The organism is Pseudomonas sp. ICBG1301, assembly GCF_016918385.1.
Lineage (GTDB): Bacteria > Pseudomonadota > Gammaproteobacteria > Pseudomonadales > Pseudomonadaceae > Aquipseudomonas > Aquipseudomonas palleroniana.
On sequence record NZ_JAEKGB010000006.1, the window covers coordinates 118,715 to 134,541 of the forward strand.

General features: G+C 60.2%; 17 protein-coding genes and 1 tRNA gene. 16 read left to right on the forward strand and 2 right to left on the reverse strand.

Features of this window, described 5'->3' with window-relative positions; all coding sequences use genetic code 11:
* Window positions 1-12: 12 nt before the first annotated feature.
* Genes JBE38_RS15870 through JBE38_RS15880 form a run of 3 tightly spaced genes read left to right on the forward strand, consistent with a single transcriptional unit; the run spans window position 13 to window position 3,163 of the window.
* Entirely contained in the window at window positions 13-915 is a 903-nt protein-coding gene (locus JBE38_RS15870) for an efflux RND transporter periplasmic adaptor subunit (protein ID WP_205344645.1), read from the forward strand.
* Window positions 915-2,972, forward strand: a complete 2,058-nt coding sequence (locus JBE38_RS15875) for an FUSC family protein (protein ID WP_205344646.1) — start codon at window positions 915-917, stop codon at window positions 2,970-2,972. Before JBE38_RS15870 ends, JBE38_RS15875 begins: the two co-directional genes overlap by 1 nt.
* Window positions 2,969-3,163 carry a hypothetical protein gene (locus JBE38_RS15880; RefSeq protein WP_158683646.1) on the forward strand — a complete coding sequence of 65 codons (195 nt, stop codon included), beginning with the start codon at window positions 2,969-2,971 and terminating at the stop codon, window positions 3,161-3,163. Before JBE38_RS15875 ends, JBE38_RS15880 begins: the two co-directional genes overlap by 4 nt.
* 227 nt (window positions 3,164-3,390) lie before the next feature.
* Here the strand turns inward: JBE38_RS15880 and JBE38_RS15885 are convergent.
* A tRNA-Leu gene (locus tag JBE38_RS15885) sits at window positions 3,391-3,475 on the reverse strand.
* Between the two features lie 108 nt (window positions 3,476-3,583).
* On the opposite strand from JBE38_RS15885, the gene queA reads away from it, so the two are divergent.
* From queA to JBE38_RS15915, 6 genes are all read left to right on the forward strand, one after another.
* Window positions 3,584-4,648 (forward strand): tRNA preQ1(34) S-adenosylmethionine ribosyltransferase-isomerase QueA, encoded by a 1,065-nt coding sequence (gene queA / locus JBE38_RS15890; RefSeq protein ID WP_205344647.1) that lies wholly within the window; start codon window positions 3,584-3,586, stop codon window positions 4,646-4,648.
* Window positions 4,649-4,653: 5 nt separating this feature from the next.
* Entirely contained in the window at window positions 4,654-5,769 is a 1,116-nt protein-coding gene (gene tgt, locus JBE38_RS15895; protein WP_199777945.1) for a tRNA guanosine(34) transglycosylase Tgt, read from the forward strand.
* A gap of 43 nt (window positions 5,770-5,812) precedes the next feature.
* On the forward strand, window positions 5,813-6,151 hold the full coding sequence (yajC, locus tag JBE38_RS15900) for a preprotein translocase subunit YajC (RefSeq protein ID WP_003175975.1): 339 nt from the start codon (window positions 5,813-5,815) through the stop codon (window positions 6,149-6,151).
* A 62-nt stretch (window positions 6,152-6,213) separates the two neighbouring features.
* A complete protein-coding gene (secD, locus tag JBE38_RS15905; protein ID WP_090368703.1) occupies window positions 6,214-8,082 on the forward strand; it encodes a protein translocase subunit SecD in 1,869 nt (622 codons plus the stop codon).
* Between the two features lie 9 nt (window positions 8,083-8,091).
* The gene (gene secF / locus JBE38_RS15910; protein WP_090368705.1) at window positions 8,092-9,006 is read left to right on the forward strand and encodes a protein translocase subunit SecF; all 915 of its coding nucleotides are present in this window, start codon (window positions 8,092-8,094) and stop codon (window positions 9,004-9,006) included.
* A 124-nt stretch (window positions 9,007-9,130) separates the two neighbouring features.
* Window positions 9,131-9,673, forward strand: coding sequence for a glycine zipper 2TM domain-containing protein (locus JBE38_RS15915; protein WP_205344648.1), 543 nt, complete (start codon window positions 9,131-9,133; stop codon window positions 9,671-9,673).
* Between the two features lie 204 nt (window positions 9,674-9,877).
* On the opposite strand, the gene suhB is transcribed toward JBE38_RS15915, so the two are convergent.
* Window positions 9,878-10,693 (reverse strand): type III secretion system regulator SuhB, encoded by an 816-nt coding sequence (gene suhB, locus JBE38_RS15920; RefSeq protein WP_005791195.1) that lies wholly within the window; start codon window positions 10,691-10,693, stop codon window positions 9,878-9,880.
* Window positions 10,694-10,838: 145 nt separating this feature from the next.
* Between suhB and trmJ the strand changes: the two genes are divergently transcribed.
* The 7 genes from trmJ to hscB all read left to right on the forward strand — a co-directional run bounded on the left by trmJ (window position 10,839) and on the right by hscB (window position 15,821).
* Entirely contained in the window at window positions 10,839-11,609 is a 771-nt protein-coding gene (trmJ, locus tag JBE38_RS15925; RefSeq protein ID WP_060754325.1) for a tRNA (cytosine(32)/uridine(32)-2'-O)-methyltransferase TrmJ, read from the forward strand.
* Window positions 11,610-11,611: 2 nt separating this feature from the next.
* Complete coding sequence (gene cysE / locus JBE38_RS15930; RefSeq protein WP_060754324.1) at window positions 11,612-12,394, forward strand: serine O-acetyltransferase; 783 nt, start codon at window positions 11,612-11,614, stop codon at window positions 12,392-12,394.
* Between the two features lie 302 nt (window positions 12,395-12,696).
* The gene (gene iscR, locus JBE38_RS15935) at window positions 12,697-13,188 is read left to right on the forward strand and encodes a Fe-S cluster assembly transcriptional regulator IscR (RefSeq protein ID WP_003194020.1); all 492 of its coding nucleotides are present in this window, start codon (window positions 12,697-12,699) and stop codon (window positions 13,186-13,188) included.
* Window positions 13,189-13,238: 50 nt separating this feature from the next.
* Window positions 13,239-14,453, forward strand: coding sequence for an IscS subfamily cysteine desulfurase (locus JBE38_RS15940; protein ID WP_205344649.1), 1,215 nt, complete (start codon window positions 13,239-13,241; stop codon window positions 14,451-14,453).
* A 99-nt stretch (window positions 14,454-14,552) separates the two neighbouring features.
* Entirely contained in the window at window positions 14,553-14,939 is a 387-nt protein-coding gene (gene iscU / locus JBE38_RS15945) for a Fe-S cluster assembly scaffold IscU (protein WP_007929523.1), read from the forward strand.
* A gap of 28 nt (window positions 14,940-14,967) precedes the next feature.
* Entirely contained in the window at window positions 14,968-15,291 is a 324-nt protein-coding gene (gene iscA / locus JBE38_RS15950; protein ID WP_010565230.1) for an iron-sulfur cluster assembly protein IscA, read from the forward strand.
* Between the two features lie 8 nt (window positions 15,292-15,299).
* On the forward strand, window positions 15,300-15,821 hold the full coding sequence (gene hscB, locus JBE38_RS15955) for a co-chaperone HscB (RefSeq protein WP_060754322.1): 522 nt from the start codon (window positions 15,300-15,302) through the stop codon (window positions 15,819-15,821).
* The last annotated feature ends 6 nt before the right edge of the window (window positions 15,822-15,827 follow it).

Here is a 15,827-nt window from a genome sequence, read left to right on the forward strand (position 1 = left end):
GGGAGGCCATGTATGTCTATCGTCAAAACTTTAAAGACCGCGTTAACCCTGTCGCTCGGCGTACTGGCGCTGCTGTTTTGCATGCAGCTTTGGCGAGCTTACGTCCTGGCACCCTGGACCCGGGATGGACGGGTCAGCGCCCAGGTGATCCGCATCGCACCGGAGGTGTCCGGCCAGGTCGAGCAGTTGCTGGTGGGCGACAACCAATGGGTCAGCGCGGGTGACCTGTTGTACCGCATAGACTCGCGTGCCTACCGCTTGGCGGAGCAGCAACGCACGGCTGAGTTGGCTGAGGCCCGCAGCGTCTTCGAACAACGCAGCGACCAGTTCAAACGGCGGACACGCCTGGCTGATGCGATTGCCCGTGAAGAGATCGACAACGCGGCGCGGGCTATGGCGGTAGCCAAGGCGCGCCTGGACGTAGCACAAAGCCAGTTAGCCCAGGCCCGGCTCGACCTTGAGCGCACTGTCATCCGCTCCCCGGTGGATGGCTACGTGACCCAGCTTCGCCTGCAACCCGGTGATTATGCGGTGGCCGGCAACACCAACGTTTTTGTGGTCGACAGCCGCAGCTTCTGGGTCACCGGCTATTTCGAAGAGACCAAGCTGCCGGGCATCCATCTGGGGGCGCCGGTTTCGATCAAGTTGATGGGGTTCGCCCCGCTGCTCGACGGGCACGTGGCGAGCATGGGCCGAGGCATCGCCGATGGCAATGAGCTGCGCAGCGACAGCGGCCTGCCGCAGGTGAGTCCAACCTTCAGTTGGATACGGCTGGCGCAACGCGTGCCGGTGCGTATTGAGTTGGACAAAGTGCCCGACGGCGTCGAACTGGCCGCAGGCATGACGGCCAGCGTCGAGGTGATGGAGACCGAACCTCGCTGGCGGCTCACTCGCTGGTTGCAGGCGTTCATGTGATGACCCGTCACCTGATACGACTGATGGGCGCGATCCCCCGCCCCTATACGTCCGCTAGCTTCGGCTACGTGCTGCGCAGTATTACTGCTGCGGGGCTGGCCCTATGGCTCGGCTTCTATTTGCACCTGGATTCGCCGTTCTCTGGCGCATCGACTGTCTTGCTGTTGGTGCACCCCACTCAGGGTGCGGTAGTAGGCAAGGGCTTGAACCGGGCCATTGGTACGCTGGTGGGCATGATCGCCGCCCTAGTGCTGACGGGTTTATTCGCCCAGCAGATGTTGCTGTACATCCTCGGCATCGGCCTATGGTTGGGCCTGTGCGTCGGTGCCATGACCCTGCTGAAACACTACCGGGCCACGGCGGCGGTGGTGGCTGGCTACACCGTCTGCCTGGCGTTGGGGCCCGCGCTCGTCGCGCCTGAGCAAGGGTTTGACCACGTCATCACCCGCGGCACGGCGGTGGTGCTGGGCGTGTTCAGCCTGAGCCTGATCGCCACGTTGTTCAGTCGCAAGACCTCGGAGCAGACAGTCCGCCTTGCCTTGTCCGACGTATGCGCCCGCACTGCCCGGCTGCTGGCGGCGCAGTTCTCGGGTGAATCATCGCCGCAATTGGCTGGGGAGCAACGTCAGCTTGCCATCGACATCGGCAAGGTCGATGACCTGCTCGGAATAGCCTGGGGAGAGTCGTCGCTCATTCGCACCAGGATGCTGGCGATTCAGGTCGGCCTCGCGCAACTTCAAGCCGCGATTCTGAATGCGCCCCTGAGCAAACCCGAACTGGAAATCCAATCGGCCCTCGCCGATGCAGGTAGGGCGTTGCAGCATTTAGGCGAAGGCATCGCAAACACATCCTATGGGTTCGCGACGGCGGCGGATCAGGCAGGTCGCATACGTATAGGCCGCGATGGTGACTTGGGCAGTAACCTAAACCCCAACTCGATGTTGCACAGGGAACGCTCGCAGGAACAGCTGGCGGACTTCGCATGCGCCTTGGAAAGTTTTTCAAGCCTCGACCGCAAGGCATACGTAGCTGTGCGCAACGCAGGTTTTCACCGCAATTATCCGGACGCGGCACGCAACGGCCTGCGTGCGCTGTTTGCCACGCTGGCCGTCGGCGGGCTCTGGTACCTGACCGCCTGGGACCAGGGCCCGACACTACTGGCTGTGCTGGGGCCGTGTTGCACCTTGCTGGCCGTCGCCGCAGCCCCCATCGACGGCATCTCCGGTTTCATCCGGGGCACGCTCTATGCCGTGCTGGCGGCCGCGGTGTGTAAGTTTCTGCTGTTGCCGCATATCAACGGCTTTCCGCTTCTGTTCATGACGCTTGCCATGTTCTGGTCGCTCGGCATTCATGCCACGACTCAACCTCGCCAAACGCTTCAAGGTATCGCCTACCTGATTGCGTTCAATACGCTGGTCAGCACCGGTGGCACCGCCCACTACGACTTCGCCGAATTTGCCAATCAGGCGCTCGCCTGGTTCGCCGCGATGCTCATTTCCTTATTGGCCTTTCAAATCCTGCCCAAGGATGCCAACAAACAGATCCTGGCGCTCAAAGGCGCGTTGCATAAAGAAACGCGTCTGTTGCTTCGCTACGGGCAGCGTATCGATCAGGGCAAATGGCAGGCGAAGCAGCAGCACCGCATGGTGTCCCTGAAGAATCTGCTCGGCCCGGACAATCAGCACGACTACCAGGTGGGTTACCTGTCGCTTCAACTGAACCGTGAACTGGGGCGGCTACAGCGCAAGGCAAGCCGCGTGGACCCCGCATCCCCCATCGCCAAGTGCGCACAAGCAGGAATACGACGGATCTCTCGCTACGCCCATGCCCCGTCGATCGGTGCGGCCCAGGCACGACGAACGTCGAAGTCGATGACGAGGCTCGGCGCCCATCACTTGGCGGCGTGCTATCAGGACCTGGCCTGGTTGTTAGAGCGATACGCGAACACTACCAATCCCAGCGGATCGCCCCGCAATCGCAGCTGGCTTCAGGGGCGCAAGCATGGGGTTCGTGGTGCCCGCATTTGCGTTTCAACCCACGTAGGTGACATGAGATGAGAAAACTGACTTTATGCATGGGGCTTGTATTGATGGTGTCAGCTCCGCTGATCGCGCAGGCCGAAGGCGGTGCCGAGGCGTTGGCGCGATGGCATCAGCAGAATAAGGATGGGGGTGAGCATGGTCATCGAGAGGAGCATTTGCCGAAGGATGCGAAATTTCAGGGAGGTGGTGACAGCGGTGGTGGGTGATTGGGCGGATGGGATGTTGCCGAATGGAGTGGTGGAGGAGGGGGGATAGAGGTGGTGTGTAGGTGGGGAATTTGAGGTGTTGGGGCGGGTGTCTTCGCAGGCAAGCCAGCTCCTACAAAGGGATCGTGTTTCAGGTGGATAGTGGGCGGTGAATAGTCATTCCGCCGGCCGCGCACTTTTCTGCAGGCGAAAAAAAAGACCTTGAATTTCAAGGTCTTTTTTTAAGATGGTGCCCCGAGGGAGACTCGAACTCCCACTCCTTTCGAAAACGGATTTTGAATCCGCCGCGTCTACCAATTCCGCCATCAGGGCTCAATGGCGGCGAAGTATAGAGATGAGATTACCGTTGGTCAATCACGTTTCATGGTCTATTTTCACTATTTCCGCTAGACTTCCCGGCCCTGCTAGACGAACCCCATCATGCGCGTTGCTGACTTTACTTTTGAACTCCCGGATTCGCTGATTGCTCGCCACCCTTTGGCCGAGCGTCGCGCCAGCCGACTGCTGACCCTGGACGGGGTCAGTGGTGCCCTCGCACACCGTCAATTCACTGATTTGCTTGAGCATTTGCGCCCAGGCGATCTGATGGTGTTCAACAATACCCGGGTGATTCCGGCGCGGCTGTTTGGCCAGAAAGCTTCCGGCGGCAAGCTGGAAATTCTGGTGGAGCGGGTGCTGGACAGCCATCGCGTGCTGGCCCATGTGCGCTCCAGCAAGTCGCCGAAACCGGGCTCGGCCATCTTGATTGATGGCGGTGGCGAAGCCGAGATGGTGGCGCGTCATTATGCGCTGTTCGAGCTCAAGTTCGCCGAGGAAGTGTTGCCGTTGCTGGAGCGCGTGGGCCACATGCCGCTGCCTCCTTATATAGACCGCCCCGACGAAGACGCGGACCGCGAGCGCTATCAGACGGTTTACTCCCAGCGCCCGGGCGCGGTCGCCGCGCCCACGGCCGGGCTGCATTTCGACCAGCCGCTGCTGGAAGCGATTGCCGCCAAGGGCGTCGAGACCGCCTATGTGACCCTGCACGTGGGGGCCGGCACGTTTCAGCCGGTGCGTGTGGATAACATCGAAGACCACCATATGCACAGTGAGTGGCTGGAAGTCAGCCAGGCCGTGGTGGATGCGGTCAACGCCTGCAAGGCCCGTGGCGGTCGCGTCGTGGCGGTGGGCACCACCAGTGTGCGGTCGCTGGAGAGCGCGGCGCGTGATGGCGTGCTCAAGCCGTTCAGCGGTGACACCGATATCTTTATCTACCCAGGCCGGCCGTTCCATGTGGTCGATTGCCTGGTCACCAACTTTCATTTGCCGGAATCCACGCTGTTAATGCTGGTGTCGGCATTTGCCGGTTACCCGGAAACCATGGCCGCTTACCAAGCCGCCATCGCCAACGAGTACCGTTTTTTCAGCTACGGTGATGCGATGTTCATCACCCGCAACCCGGCGCCGACTGCTCCTGGAGAAGCCGGCCCTGAGGAACAGCCATGAGTCGTATGTCGTTTGAATTGCTCGCCACCGACGGCAAGGCCCGTCGTGGGCGCCTGACCTTCCCGCGTGGCACGGTGGAGACCCCGGCCTTCATGCCGGTCGGCACCTACGGCACCGTCAAGGGCATGCTGCCGCGCGATATCGTCGCCACCGGCGCCGAGATTATCCTGGGCAACACTTTCCACCTGTGGCTGCGCCCGGGCACGGAAGTGATCAAGAAGCATGGCGACCTGCACGATTTCATGAAGTGGCAAGGCCCGATCCTCACCGACTCCGGTGGTTTCCAGGTGTTCAGCCTGGGGGCCATGCGCAAGATCAAGGAGGAGGGCGTGACCTTCGCCTCGCCGGTGGATGGCTCCAAGGTGTTCATGGGCCCGGAAGAGTCGATGCAGGTGCAGCGCGACCTGGGCTCCGACATCGTGATGATTTTCGACGAATGCACGCCGTACCCGGCCGACGAAGACGTGGCGCGTGTGTCCATGGAACTGTCGTTGCGTTGGGCCCAACGTTCGAAGAATGCCCATGGCGACAACACGGCGGCGCTGTTCGGTATCGTGCAGGGCGGCATGCATGAAAACCTGCGCAAACGCTCGCTGGAAGGCCTGGACAAGATCGGCTTTGACGGCCTGGCCATCGGCGGTCTGTCGGTGGGCGAGCCCAAGCACGAGATGATCAAGGTGCTGGATTACCTGCCGGGCCTGATGCCTGCTGACAAACCTCGTTACCTTATGGGCGTTGGCAAACCGGAGGATCTCGTAGAGGGTGTGCGCCGCGGGGTGGACATGTTCGATTGCGTGATGCCAACCCGTAATGCCCGCAATGGGCATCTGTTCATCGACACCGGCGTGCTGAAGATCCGTAACGCGTTCCATCGCCATGATGATTCGCCGCTGGATCCCACCTGTGATTGCTACACCTGCCAGAACTTCTCCCGTGCTTATCTGCACCATCTGGACAAGTGCGGAGAAATGCTGGGTAGCATGTTGAATACCATCCACAATTTGCGTCATTACCAAGTCCTGATGGCTGGTTTGCGCGAGGCTATTCAACAGGGTACATTGGCCGCCTTCGTCGATGCCTTCTATGCCAAGCGCGGGCTGCCTGTGCCGCCCTTGGACTGAGTTTCCCGACCCTAAGATTCACTATTTGCAACTGGAGTGCTAAATGAGCTTTTTTATCTCTAACGCCATGGCTGACGCCGCTGCGCCTGCCGCTGCCGGCCCTATGGGCGGTGGTTTCGAGTGGATTTTCCTGGTCGGCTTCCTGGTCATCTTCTACCTGATGATCTGGCGTCCACAGGCCAAGCGTGCCAAAGAGCAGAAAAACCTGCTGGGCAGCCTGCAGAAAGGTGACGAAGTGGTGACCACTGGCGGTATCGCCGGCAAGATCACCAAGGTTTCCGATGCTTTCGTGGTACTGGAAGTCTCCGACACCGTAGAAATGAAGTTCCAGAAGGGCGCTATCGCCGCCACGCTGCCAAAAGGCACGCTCAAAGCGATCTAAGTAACAACCTTTACCAATCGACGGGGCGCGCAAGGCGCCCCGCGTTATAAGCGGGCGGCGTGATGCTGAACAAATACCCTCTGTGGAAATACGTACTGATCCTGGCGGTGCTGGCGATCGGTTTTATTTATTCCGCTCCCAATCTCTATCCTGATGACCCGGCGATCCAGATCACCGGTGCCAGCACTTCGCTGCAAGTCAATCAGGCTGACCTGGAGCGCGCGAGCAAAGCGCTCACCGACGCTGGTATCCAGGTCAAGGCGGCAACACTGTCGGCTGACGCGAAGGGCGGCTTGCTGCGCCTGACCAAGGCCGAAGACCAATTGCCGGCCAAAGACGTGGTGCGCAAGGCCATGGGTGACGACTACGTTGTCGCGCTCAACCTGGCACAGACCACGCCTACCTGGCTGCGCAAGATCGGCGCGCACCCGATGAAGCTGGGCCTGGACTTGTCCGGTGGGGTGCACTTCCTGCTGGAAGTCGACATGGACAAAGCCCTCGACGCTCGCCTGAAAGTCTACGAAGGCGACGTGAAGAGCCTGCTGCGCAAAGAGAAGTTGCGTTATCGCAGCCTGCCGCAGCTCAACGGTGCCATCCAGCTGGGCTTCTCTGACGAAGCTTCCCGCGAACAGGCCCGTGCGCTGATCCGCAAGAACTTCAACGATTTCGACATCGTACCGGCCGACCTGAACGGTCAACCTGTACTGCGTCTGGCGATGACCCCGGCCAAGCTGGCGGAAATCCGCGAATACTCCATCAAGCAGAACTTGACCACGGTGCGTAACCGCGTCAACGAGCTGGGTGTGGCCGAGCCGATCGTTCAGCGCCAGGGCGCCAACCGCATCGTGGTTGAGCTGCCGGGCGTACAGGATACCGCTGAAGCCAAGCGTATCCTGGGTAAAACCGCCAACCTGGAATTCCGTCTGGCCGCTGAGCCGGGGGCTTCCCGCGCCACTGCCGAGGAGTTCGAGTTCCGTGAAGGCAACCGTCCTCCGGCCCTGATCGAGCGTAGCCTGATCATCACCGGTGACCAGGTGACCGACGCCAAGGCCGGTTTCGGCGAGCACGGTACCCCTGAAGTGAACATCCGTCTGGATGGCCACGGCGGCGAATTGATGAGCCGCGCCACGCGCAGCAACGTCGGTCGCAGCATGGCGGTGATCTTCATCGAGCAGCGCCCGGTGACCACCTACACCAAGCAAGTGGTCAACGGTGTCGAGAAAGACGTGCCGGTGCAGAGCTTCAAGGAAGAGAAGAAGATCATCAGCCTGGCGACCATCCAGTCGCCACTGGGTGCTCAATTCCGTATCACTGGCCTGAACGGCCAGGGCGAGTCGTCCGAACTGGCACTGCTGCTGCGTGCTGGCGGCCTGGCTGCACCGATGTACTTCGCTGAAGAGCGCACCATCGGCCCGAGCCTGGGTGCCGACAACATCACCAAGGGTATCGACGCCGCCTTGTGGGGCATGCTGTTCGTGTCGCTGTTCATCATCGCCATCTACCGCTTCTTCGGCATCATCGCCACCGTGGCCCTGGCGGGCAACATGGTGATGCTGCTGGCGCTGATGTCGTTGCTGGGCGCTACGCTGACCCTGCCGGGTATCGCCGGTATCGTGCTCACCATGGGTATGGCGGTAGACGCCAACGTGCTGATCTTCTCGCGGATTCGTGAAGAGATCGCGGCGGGCATGAGCGTACAACGTGCAATCAACGAAGGCTTCGGCCGGGCATTTACCGCGATTCTCGACTCCAACCTGACCACCTTGCTGGTCGGTGGGATTCTCTTTGCCATGGGCACCGGCCCGGTCAAGGGTTTTGCGGTCACCATGTCCCTCGGTATCTTTACCTCGATGTTCACGGCCATCATGGTGACCCGCGCAATGGTCAACCTGATCTTTGGCGGACGTGACTTCAAGAAGTTGTGGATTTAAGGGGCTGCCATGTTACGTACAATCAACTTCATGGGCGTTCGCAACGTTGCGTTCGGCTTCACCATGCTCCTTACCGTTCTGGCGTTGTTCAGCTGGTTCCATAAGGGCCTGAACTACGGTCTGGACTTTACCGGCGGTACGCTCATCGAGCTGACCTACGAGAAGCCGGCCGACGTCACCCTGGTGCGCAACGAGCTGGTCAAGGCCGGCTATCACGAGGCCATCGTGCAGAGCTTCGGTGCTACGACCGACCTGCTGGTGCGTATGCCTGGCGAAGACCCGCAACTGGGTCACCAGGTTGCCGATGCCTTGCAGAAGGTCGGTGGCGACAACCCGGCTTCGGTCAAGCGCGTCGAGTTCGTAGGCCCGCAGGTGGGTGAAGAGCTGCGCGACCAGGGCGGCCTCGGCATGCTGATGGCGCTGGTCGGCATCATGATCTACCTGGCCTTCCGCTTTCAGTGGAAGTTCGGTGTCGGCGCCATTGTGTCGCTGATCCACGACGTGATCGTGACCGTGGGTATCCTGGCGTACTTCCAGGTGACCTTCGACCTGACCGTACTGGCCGCCGTGTTGGCGATCATCGGCTACTCGCTCAACGATACCATCGTGGTATTCGACCGGGTTCGTGAGAACTTCCGCGTACTGCGCAAGGCGTCGTTGATCGAGAACATCAACGTCTCCACCACCCAGACGCTGCTGCGGACCATGGCGACATCGATCTCCACTTTGCTGGCGATCGCTGCGCTGATGATCTTCGGTGGCGACAACCTGTGGGGCTTCTCCCTGGCGCTGTTCATCGGCGTCCTGGCGGGTACCTACTCGTCGATCTACATCGCCAACGTGGTGTTGATCTGGCTCAACCTCAACAGCGAAGACTTGATCCCTCCGGCCGCTACCGGCAAGGAGGTCGACGACCGCCCTTGATGGGTATTCGTTGATCTGCTGTTACAAAGAAGGCGTGAGTATTGAACTCGCGCCTTTTTTTTTGCTCCAAGGCTGGGTATAGCGCGGACGTTTCGGTCCGCTTGTGATGGTCAGGAGGTTCAACGTGAACAAGTCGTTGCTGGTTGGTGCGGTACTGGGTGCTGTCGGTGTGACTGCCGGGGGCGCTGTTGCCACCTACAGCCTGGTTAAAAGCGGCCCTGAGTATGCGCAAGTGTTGGCGGTGCAGCCGGTCAAAACCCAGATCAAAACGCCTCGCGAAGTGTGCAAGGACGTTGCAGTTACTCGGCAGCGGCCGGTACAGGATCAGCACCAGATCGTCGGTACCGTGGTCGGTGCTTTGGCCGGTGGCCTGTTGGGCAACCAGGTCGGTGGCGGTAATGGTAAGAAGCTGGCCACCGTGGCCGGTGCGGTCGGTGGCGGTTATGCCGGTAACAAGGTTCAGGAAGGCATGCAGAACCGTGATACCTACACGACTACGCAGACTCGCTGTAACACCGTCAACGACATCAGCGACAAGGTTGTCGGGTATGACGTGCGTTACAACCTGGATGGCAAGGAAGGCACCGTGCGTATGGATCGCGATCCAGGCAGCCAGATTCCGGTCGACAAAGAAGGTCGCTTGATCCTGGGTCAGAACCAGCAGTAATTCCAAGCCTGGTTCAGTTTCAGTGTGGGAGGGGGCTTGCTCCCGATAGCGGTGCATCAGTCACAAATGTGGCGACTGGCACCGTGCTATCGGGAGCAAGCCCCCTCCCACATTTGCTATTTGGTTGTTGCTGGTCGTCAGGTGTGGGTCAAACGCAGTGCATAAAAAAGCACCCCGAGGGGTGCTTTTTTTGTGCTCGCTCGCTTAGCGCTTCAGCGAAGCCGGCAGGTGCGGCTGGATCGCCGTCAGTACTGCCTTGAAGCATTTGGTGTTGCCGGCAACGACGTGGCCTTTTTCCAGGAAGTCGTGACCGCCGGTGAAGTCGCTCACCAGGCCGCCGGCCTCTTGGATCAGCAGGGCGCCTGCGGCCATGTCCCACTCGGACAGGCCCGACTCCCAGAATGCATCAAAACGACCGGCTGCGACGTAAGCCAGGTCCAGGCTGGCGGCGCCGGCGCGGCGGATGCCGGCGGTCTGGCCAACCAGGGCGCGGAACATGCCCAGGTAGTTTTCCAGGTTGTCCATCTGGTCATCGCGGAACGGGAAGCCGGTGCCCAGCAGGGCGCCTTCCAGGCTGGTGCGGCCGCTGACGCGCAGGCGACGACCGTTCAGTTGGGCGCCACGGCCACGGCTGGCGGTGAATTCTTCCTGGCGTACTGGGTCCAGCACAACGGCGTGTTCCAGGCGGCCACGGTATTTGCAGGCAATGCTCACGGCAAAGTGCGGGATGCCGCGCAGGAAGTTGGTGGTGCCGTCCAGTGGGTCGATGATCCACAGGTAGTCTTCGCCTTCGCCGCTACCTTTGTGCAGGCCGGTTTCTTCGCCGAGGATGCCGTGGGTAGGGTAGGCCTTGCGCAGAGCGTCGATGATTTTCTGTTCGGCGGCGCGATCCACCTCGGATACATAATCCTTGGCGTCTTTTTCGTCGACCTTGATGGTATCCAGGCGCTCGATGGAGCGGAAGATCAATTCACTGGCGCTGCGGGCGGCGCGCAGCGCGATATTCAGCATGGGCTGCATGGATGTGTCACCTAAGGTTGTTAAAGAAAGCCGCGCATTCTAGCAGAAACTTTCTTCAGGTGAAGGATGACGTTCGCTTTCGTGGCATAACCTTAGGCTGTTCTGTAAGATTTGCTCCCCTTTCCTGTGTCCGAGAGCGCCTCCCTTGCTGCAAAACATTCGTGTCGTCTTGGTCAATACCAGTCATCCCGGCAACATCGGCGGGGTGGCGCGAGCCATGAAAAACATGGGGCTGACGCGCCTGGTGCTGGTCGAACCGCGTGTGTTCCCGCACCACGAGGCCGATGCTCGCGCTTCGGGCGCCAATGACATTCTTGAGAAGGCCCAGGTTGTTGCCACCCTGGAAGACGCCTTGGTCGGCTGCAACCTGGTGCTCGGCACCAGTGCGCGTGACCGTCGTATCCCTTGGCCACTGCTGGACCCGCGTGAATGCGGTACCAAAGTGGTGGAGGAGGCGGCTGGTGGCGCTGAAATCGCCTTGGTGTTCGGCCGTGAAGACTCCGGCCTGACCAATGAAGAGCTGCAGCGATGTCATTACCACGTGCACATTCCATCAGACCCCGGGTTCAGTTCGCTGAACCTTGGGGCGGCCGTGCAGGTGTTGACCTATGAAGTGCGCATGGCCTGGCTGGCGGCTGCCGGCCAGCCGAGCAAAGTGGAAAAGGAAGAGGTTGCCTCGACCAAAAGTGGCGAACTGGCCACCATGGACGAGCTGGAACGATTCTATGAGCACCTGGAGCAAACCCTGGTAGCCATCGAGTTCCTCGATCCTGAAAAACCACGGCACTTGATGGCGCGCCTGCGCCGCTTGTACGGGCGTAGCTCGGTGAGCCGGGCAGAAATGAATATATTGCGTGGCATCCTCACGGAAACCCAGAAAGCGGCCCGTGGTGAGCTTATCAAGCGGAAGGATTAAAAATGTTCGAGCGTTTGCGAGAAGATATCCAGAGTGTTTTCCACCGTGACCCGGCGGCGCGCAACGCCTTTGAAGTGCTGACCTGCTATCCGGGCATGCACGCGATCTGGCTTCACCGCCTGTCCGGCGCCTTGTGGGGCGCGGGATGGAAGTGGCTGGCGCGACTGGTCTCGAACTTCGGGCGCTGGTTGACCGGTATCGAGATTCACCCGGGGGCCAAGGTAGGGCGCCGCTTCTTCATCGACCATGGCATGGGCATCGTGATTGGCGAGACGGCCGAGATTGGTGATGACGTCACTCTCTATCAGGGTGTGACGCTCGGCGGTACCAGTTGGAATAAAGGCAAGCGCCACCCGACGCTGGGTGATGGCGTGGTGGTCGGGGCTGGGGCCAAGGTGCTCGGGCCGTTTACCGTCGGTGCCGGTGCCAAGGTCGGCTCCAACGCGGTGGTGACCAAGGCTGTCCCACCGGGGGCTACCGTTGTCGGCATTCCGGGCCGAATTATCGTCAAGCCGCAGGCTGACGACGAGCAGGAAGCCAAGCGCAAGGCCATGGCCGAGAAGATCGGCTTCGATGCCTACGGCGTCAGCGAAGACATGCCTGACCCGGTGGCGCGTGCCATTGGTCAGTTGCTCGACCACCTGCAGGCGGTCGATGGCAAGTTGGATGGCATGTGTGGTGCGCTGAAGGAGCTGGGTAGCAGCTACTGTGCGAAAGATCTTCCTGAGCTGCGCGAAGAAGACTTCGCCGAGATCAAGAGCGAAGCCGCTACCAAGGCCAGCTGAGGCTCTATGAGCCCCAAAAATCCAGTGTGGGAGGGGGCTTGCTCCCGATAGCGGAGTGTCAGTCACTACATTTATGACTGATGCACCGCTATCGGGAGCAAGCCCCCTCCCACATTTTGATCTCCATTGGTCCCTGGGTTTCTACACGGCCTTGTTCGCGCTGTTCGTCCCCAGCCCATCCTGCTATGATTCGCGCGCCCTTTTTACGGGTAATCCTGACTAAAGTACTAGGTCTTATAGTTGACTTAAATACTCGGGAATCGCATACTTGCTCCCATTCTGAAACACCTTGGTACTTGTCCATGAGACTGACTACAAAAGGCCGATACGCGGTGACCGCCATGCTCGACTTGGCCTTGCACGCGCAAACTGGGCCGGTGTCCCTGGCCGATATCTCCGAGCGCCAAGGCATTTCCCTGTCCTACCTCGAGCAACTGTTCGCCAAATTGCGTCGGAGTAACTTGGTTTCCAGCGTGCGTGGGCCGGGTGGCGGCTACCAACTGTCCCGCGATATGCAGGGCATCCAGGTAGCCCAGGTGATCGATGCGGTCAACGAATCCGTCGACGCAACCAAATGCCAGGGCCTGGGTGATTGCCATGCCGGCGACACCTGCCTGACGCACCACCTGTGGTGCGACTTGAGCCTGCAGATCCATGAGTTTTTGAGTGGTATCAGCTTGGCTGATCTTGTGACTCGCCGTGAGGTGCAAGAAGTAGCCCAGCGTCAGGACCAGCGCCGTTGCAACACCAAGGCGCCGCGTCTGGACAAGATTGAAGCGTCCGCCGTCGAGTGACAGCCGAAGAGCTAACGGTGCGCCAGCCAGCCTGATTTAGGAGAAAGTCCATGAAATTGCCGATTTACCTTGATTACTCAGCGACCACCCCGGTTGATCCGCGTGTCGCGCAAAAGATGAGCGAATGCCTGCTGGTTGACGGAAACTTCGGCAACCCAGCCTCCCGTTCCCACGTTTTCGGCTGGAAAGCCGAGGAAGCGGTCGAGAACGCTCGTCGTCAGGTCGCGGACCTGGTTGGCGCCGACCCTCGTGAAATCGTCTGGACTTCCGGTGCTACCGAGTCCGACAACCTGGCAATCAAGGGCGCCGCGCATTTCTACGCGACCAAAGGCAAGCACCTGATCACCACCAAGATCGAGCACAAGGCTGTCCTGGACACCATGCGCCAACTGGAGCGTGAAGGTTTCGAGGTTACCTACCTTGAGCCAACCACCGACGGTATCGTCACCCCGGCCATGATCGGGGCCGCGCTGCGTGAAGACACCATCCTGGTTTCCGTGATCCACGTGAACAACGAAATCGGCACCATCAACGATATCGCGGCCATCGGCGAGCTGACCCGCTCCAAAGGTATCCTGCTGCACGTCGACGCTGCCCAGTCCACCGGCAAGGTCGATATCGACCTGTCGAAGCTGAAAGTCGACCTGATGTCGTTCTCTGCCCACAAGACCTACGGCCCTAAGGGCATCGGCGCGCTGTACGTGAGCCGCAAGCCTCGCGTGCGCATCGAAGCCACCATGCACGGTGGCGGTCACGAGCGCGGCATGCGCTCCGGTACCCTGGCGACCCACCAGATCGTCGGCATGGGCGAAGCGTTCCGTGTGGCCAAGGAAGACATGGCTGCCGAAAACGTGCGTATCAAGGCTTTGAGCGATCGCTTCTACAAGCAGGTCGAAAACCTTGAAGAGCTGTACATCAACGGCAGCATGACCGCTCGTGTACCGCACAACCTGAATTTGAGCTTCAACTACGTCGAAGGCGAGTCGCTGATCATGGCGCTCAAGGACCTGGCGGTTTCGTCCGGTTCGGCCTGCACCTCGGCTTCCCTTGAGCCGTCCTACGTGCTGCGCGCCCTGGGCCGCAACGACGAACTGGCACATAGCTCGATCCGCTTTACCTTCGGCCGCTTCACCACTGAAGAACAAGTCGACTATGCAGCGCAGAAAGTCTGCGAAGCCGTCAACAAGCTGCGCACCCTGTCGCCGCTGTGGGACATGTTCAAAGACGGTGTCGATATCTCCAAGATCGAGTGGGCGGCACACTAAATATAGAAGCCGCCACCCAAGCTCTGTAGGAACGTGGCGGAAAACGCAGGCGTTTCTACAGGGTTCCAGAGCGGCCCTGATGAGTGAGGATTCAGTACCATGGCTTACAGCGAAAAGGTCATCGACCACTACGAAAACCCGCGCAACGTCGGCAAGATGAACGCGGAAGACCCTGATGTCGGCACCGGCATGGTCGGCGCTCCGGCGTGCGGCGACGTGATGCGCCTGCAGATCAAGGTCAACGAGCAGGGCATCATTGAAGATGCCAAGTTCAAGACTTATGGCTGCGGTTCGGCCATCGCGTCCAGCTCCCTGGCGACCGAGTGGATGAAAGGCAAGACTCTGGATGAAGCAGAGACCATCAAGAACACTCAGCTGGCCGAAGAACTGGCCCTGCCGCCCGTGAAAATCCACTGCTCGGTACTTGCGGAAGACGCCATCAAGGCGGCCGTTCGCGACTACAAGCAGAAGAAAGGCTTGATCTAAGCATTTGGCGACGAGTAAGGAGTCAACGATGGCTATCAGCATGACAGAAGCGGCTGCACGGCACGTGCGACGCTCCCTGGATGGGCGCGGTAAAGGTGAGGGGATTCGTCTGGGTGTGCGCACCACGGGCTGTTCCGGCCTTGCCTATGTGCTGGAGTTTGTCGACGAGGTGGTTGCGGAAGACCAGGTGTTCGAAAGTCACGGCGAGAAAGTGATCATCGACCCTAAAAGCCTGACCTACCTGGACGGCACCGAACTCGATTTCGTCAAGGAAGGGTTGAACGAAGGCTTCAAGTTCAACAACCCCAACGTGCGCGGTGAGTGTGGCTGCGGCGAAAGCTTCAACATCTGAGGCTATTCGTGGGTACTCCTTGTCATTTCGCTTTATTCGAGCTGCAGCCGAGCTTTCGGCTGGACCTTGAGCAGCTTGCCACGCGCTACCGAGAACTGGCGCGCGGCGTACATCCGGACCGCTTCGCTGACGCTTCCGAGCGTGAGCAACGCCTGGCGCTGGAGCAGTCTGCCAGCCTCAATGAAGCCTATCAGACGCTCAAGAGCCCGCCCAAGCGCGCGCGTTACCTGCTCGCGATGAAGGGTGGCGAGTTGCCGCTGGAAGTGACGGTGCACGATCCGGACTTCCTGATGCAGCAGATGCAGTGGCGCGAAGAGCTTGAAGACTTGCAGGACGAAGCCGATCTGGCCGGTGTCGCGGTCTTCAAGCGTCGTCTGAAAGCGGCCCAGGATGAGCTCAACGAAAGCTTCGCAGCCTGTTGGGATGATGCCGCGCAACGTGAGCAGGCCGAGCGCCTGATGCGGCGCATGCAGTTCCTCGACAAGCTCACCTACGAAGTGCGCCAGCTAGAAGAGCGCCTCGACGATTAACCCAGT

Excerpts from the sequence above, each read along its gene's own strand:
- JBE38_RS15870 (WP_205344645.1), top strand. The coding sequence starts at position 13 with ATGTCTATCGTCAAAACTTTAAAGACCGCGTTAACCCTGTCGCTCGGC.
- JBE38_RS15875 (WP_205344646.1), top strand. The coding sequence starts at position 915 with ATGACCCGTCACCTGATACGACTGATGGGCGCGATCCCCCGCCCCTAT.
- JBE38_RS15880 (WP_158683646.1), top strand. The coding sequence starts at position 2,969 with ATGAGAAAACTGACTTTATGCATGGGGCTTGTATTGATGGTGTCAGCT.
- queA (WP_205344647.1), top strand. The coding sequence starts at position 3,584 with ATGCGCGTTGCTGACTTTACTTTTGAACTCCCGGATTCGCTGATTGCT.
- tgt (WP_199777945.1), top strand. The coding sequence starts at position 4,654 with ATGTCGTTTGAATTGCTCGCCACCGACGGCAAGGCCCGTCGTGGGCGC.
- yajC (WP_003175975.1), top strand. The coding sequence starts at position 5,813 with ATGAGCTTTTTTATCTCTAACGCCATGGCTGACGCCGCTGCGCCTGCC.
- secD (WP_090368703.1), top strand. The coding sequence starts at position 6,214 with ATGCTGAACAAATACCCTCTGTGGAAATACGTACTGATCCTGGCGGTG.
- secF (WP_090368705.1), top strand. The coding sequence starts at position 8,092 with ATGTTACGTACAATCAACTTCATGGGCGTTCGCAACGTTGCGTTCGGC.
- suhB (WP_005791195.1), bottom strand. The coding sequence starts at position 10,693 with ATGCAGCCCATGCTGAATATCGCGCTGCGCGCCGCCCGCAGCGCCAGT.
- cysE (WP_060754324.1), top strand. The coding sequence starts at position 11,612 with ATGTTCGAGCGTTTGCGAGAAGATATCCAGAGTGTTTTCCACCGTGAC.
- iscR (WP_003194020.1), top strand. The coding sequence starts at position 12,697 with ATGAGACTGACTACAAAAGGCCGATACGCGGTGACCGCCATGCTCGAC.
- JBE38_RS15940 (WP_205344649.1), top strand. The coding sequence starts at position 13,239 with ATGAAATTGCCGATTTACCTTGATTACTCAGCGACCACCCCGGTTGAT.
- iscU (WP_007929523.1), top strand. The coding sequence starts at position 14,553 with ATGGCTTACAGCGAAAAGGTCATCGACCACTACGAAAACCCGCGCAAC.
- iscA (WP_010565230.1), top strand. The coding sequence starts at position 14,968 with ATGGCTATCAGCATGACAGAAGCGGCTGCACGGCACGTGCGACGCTCC.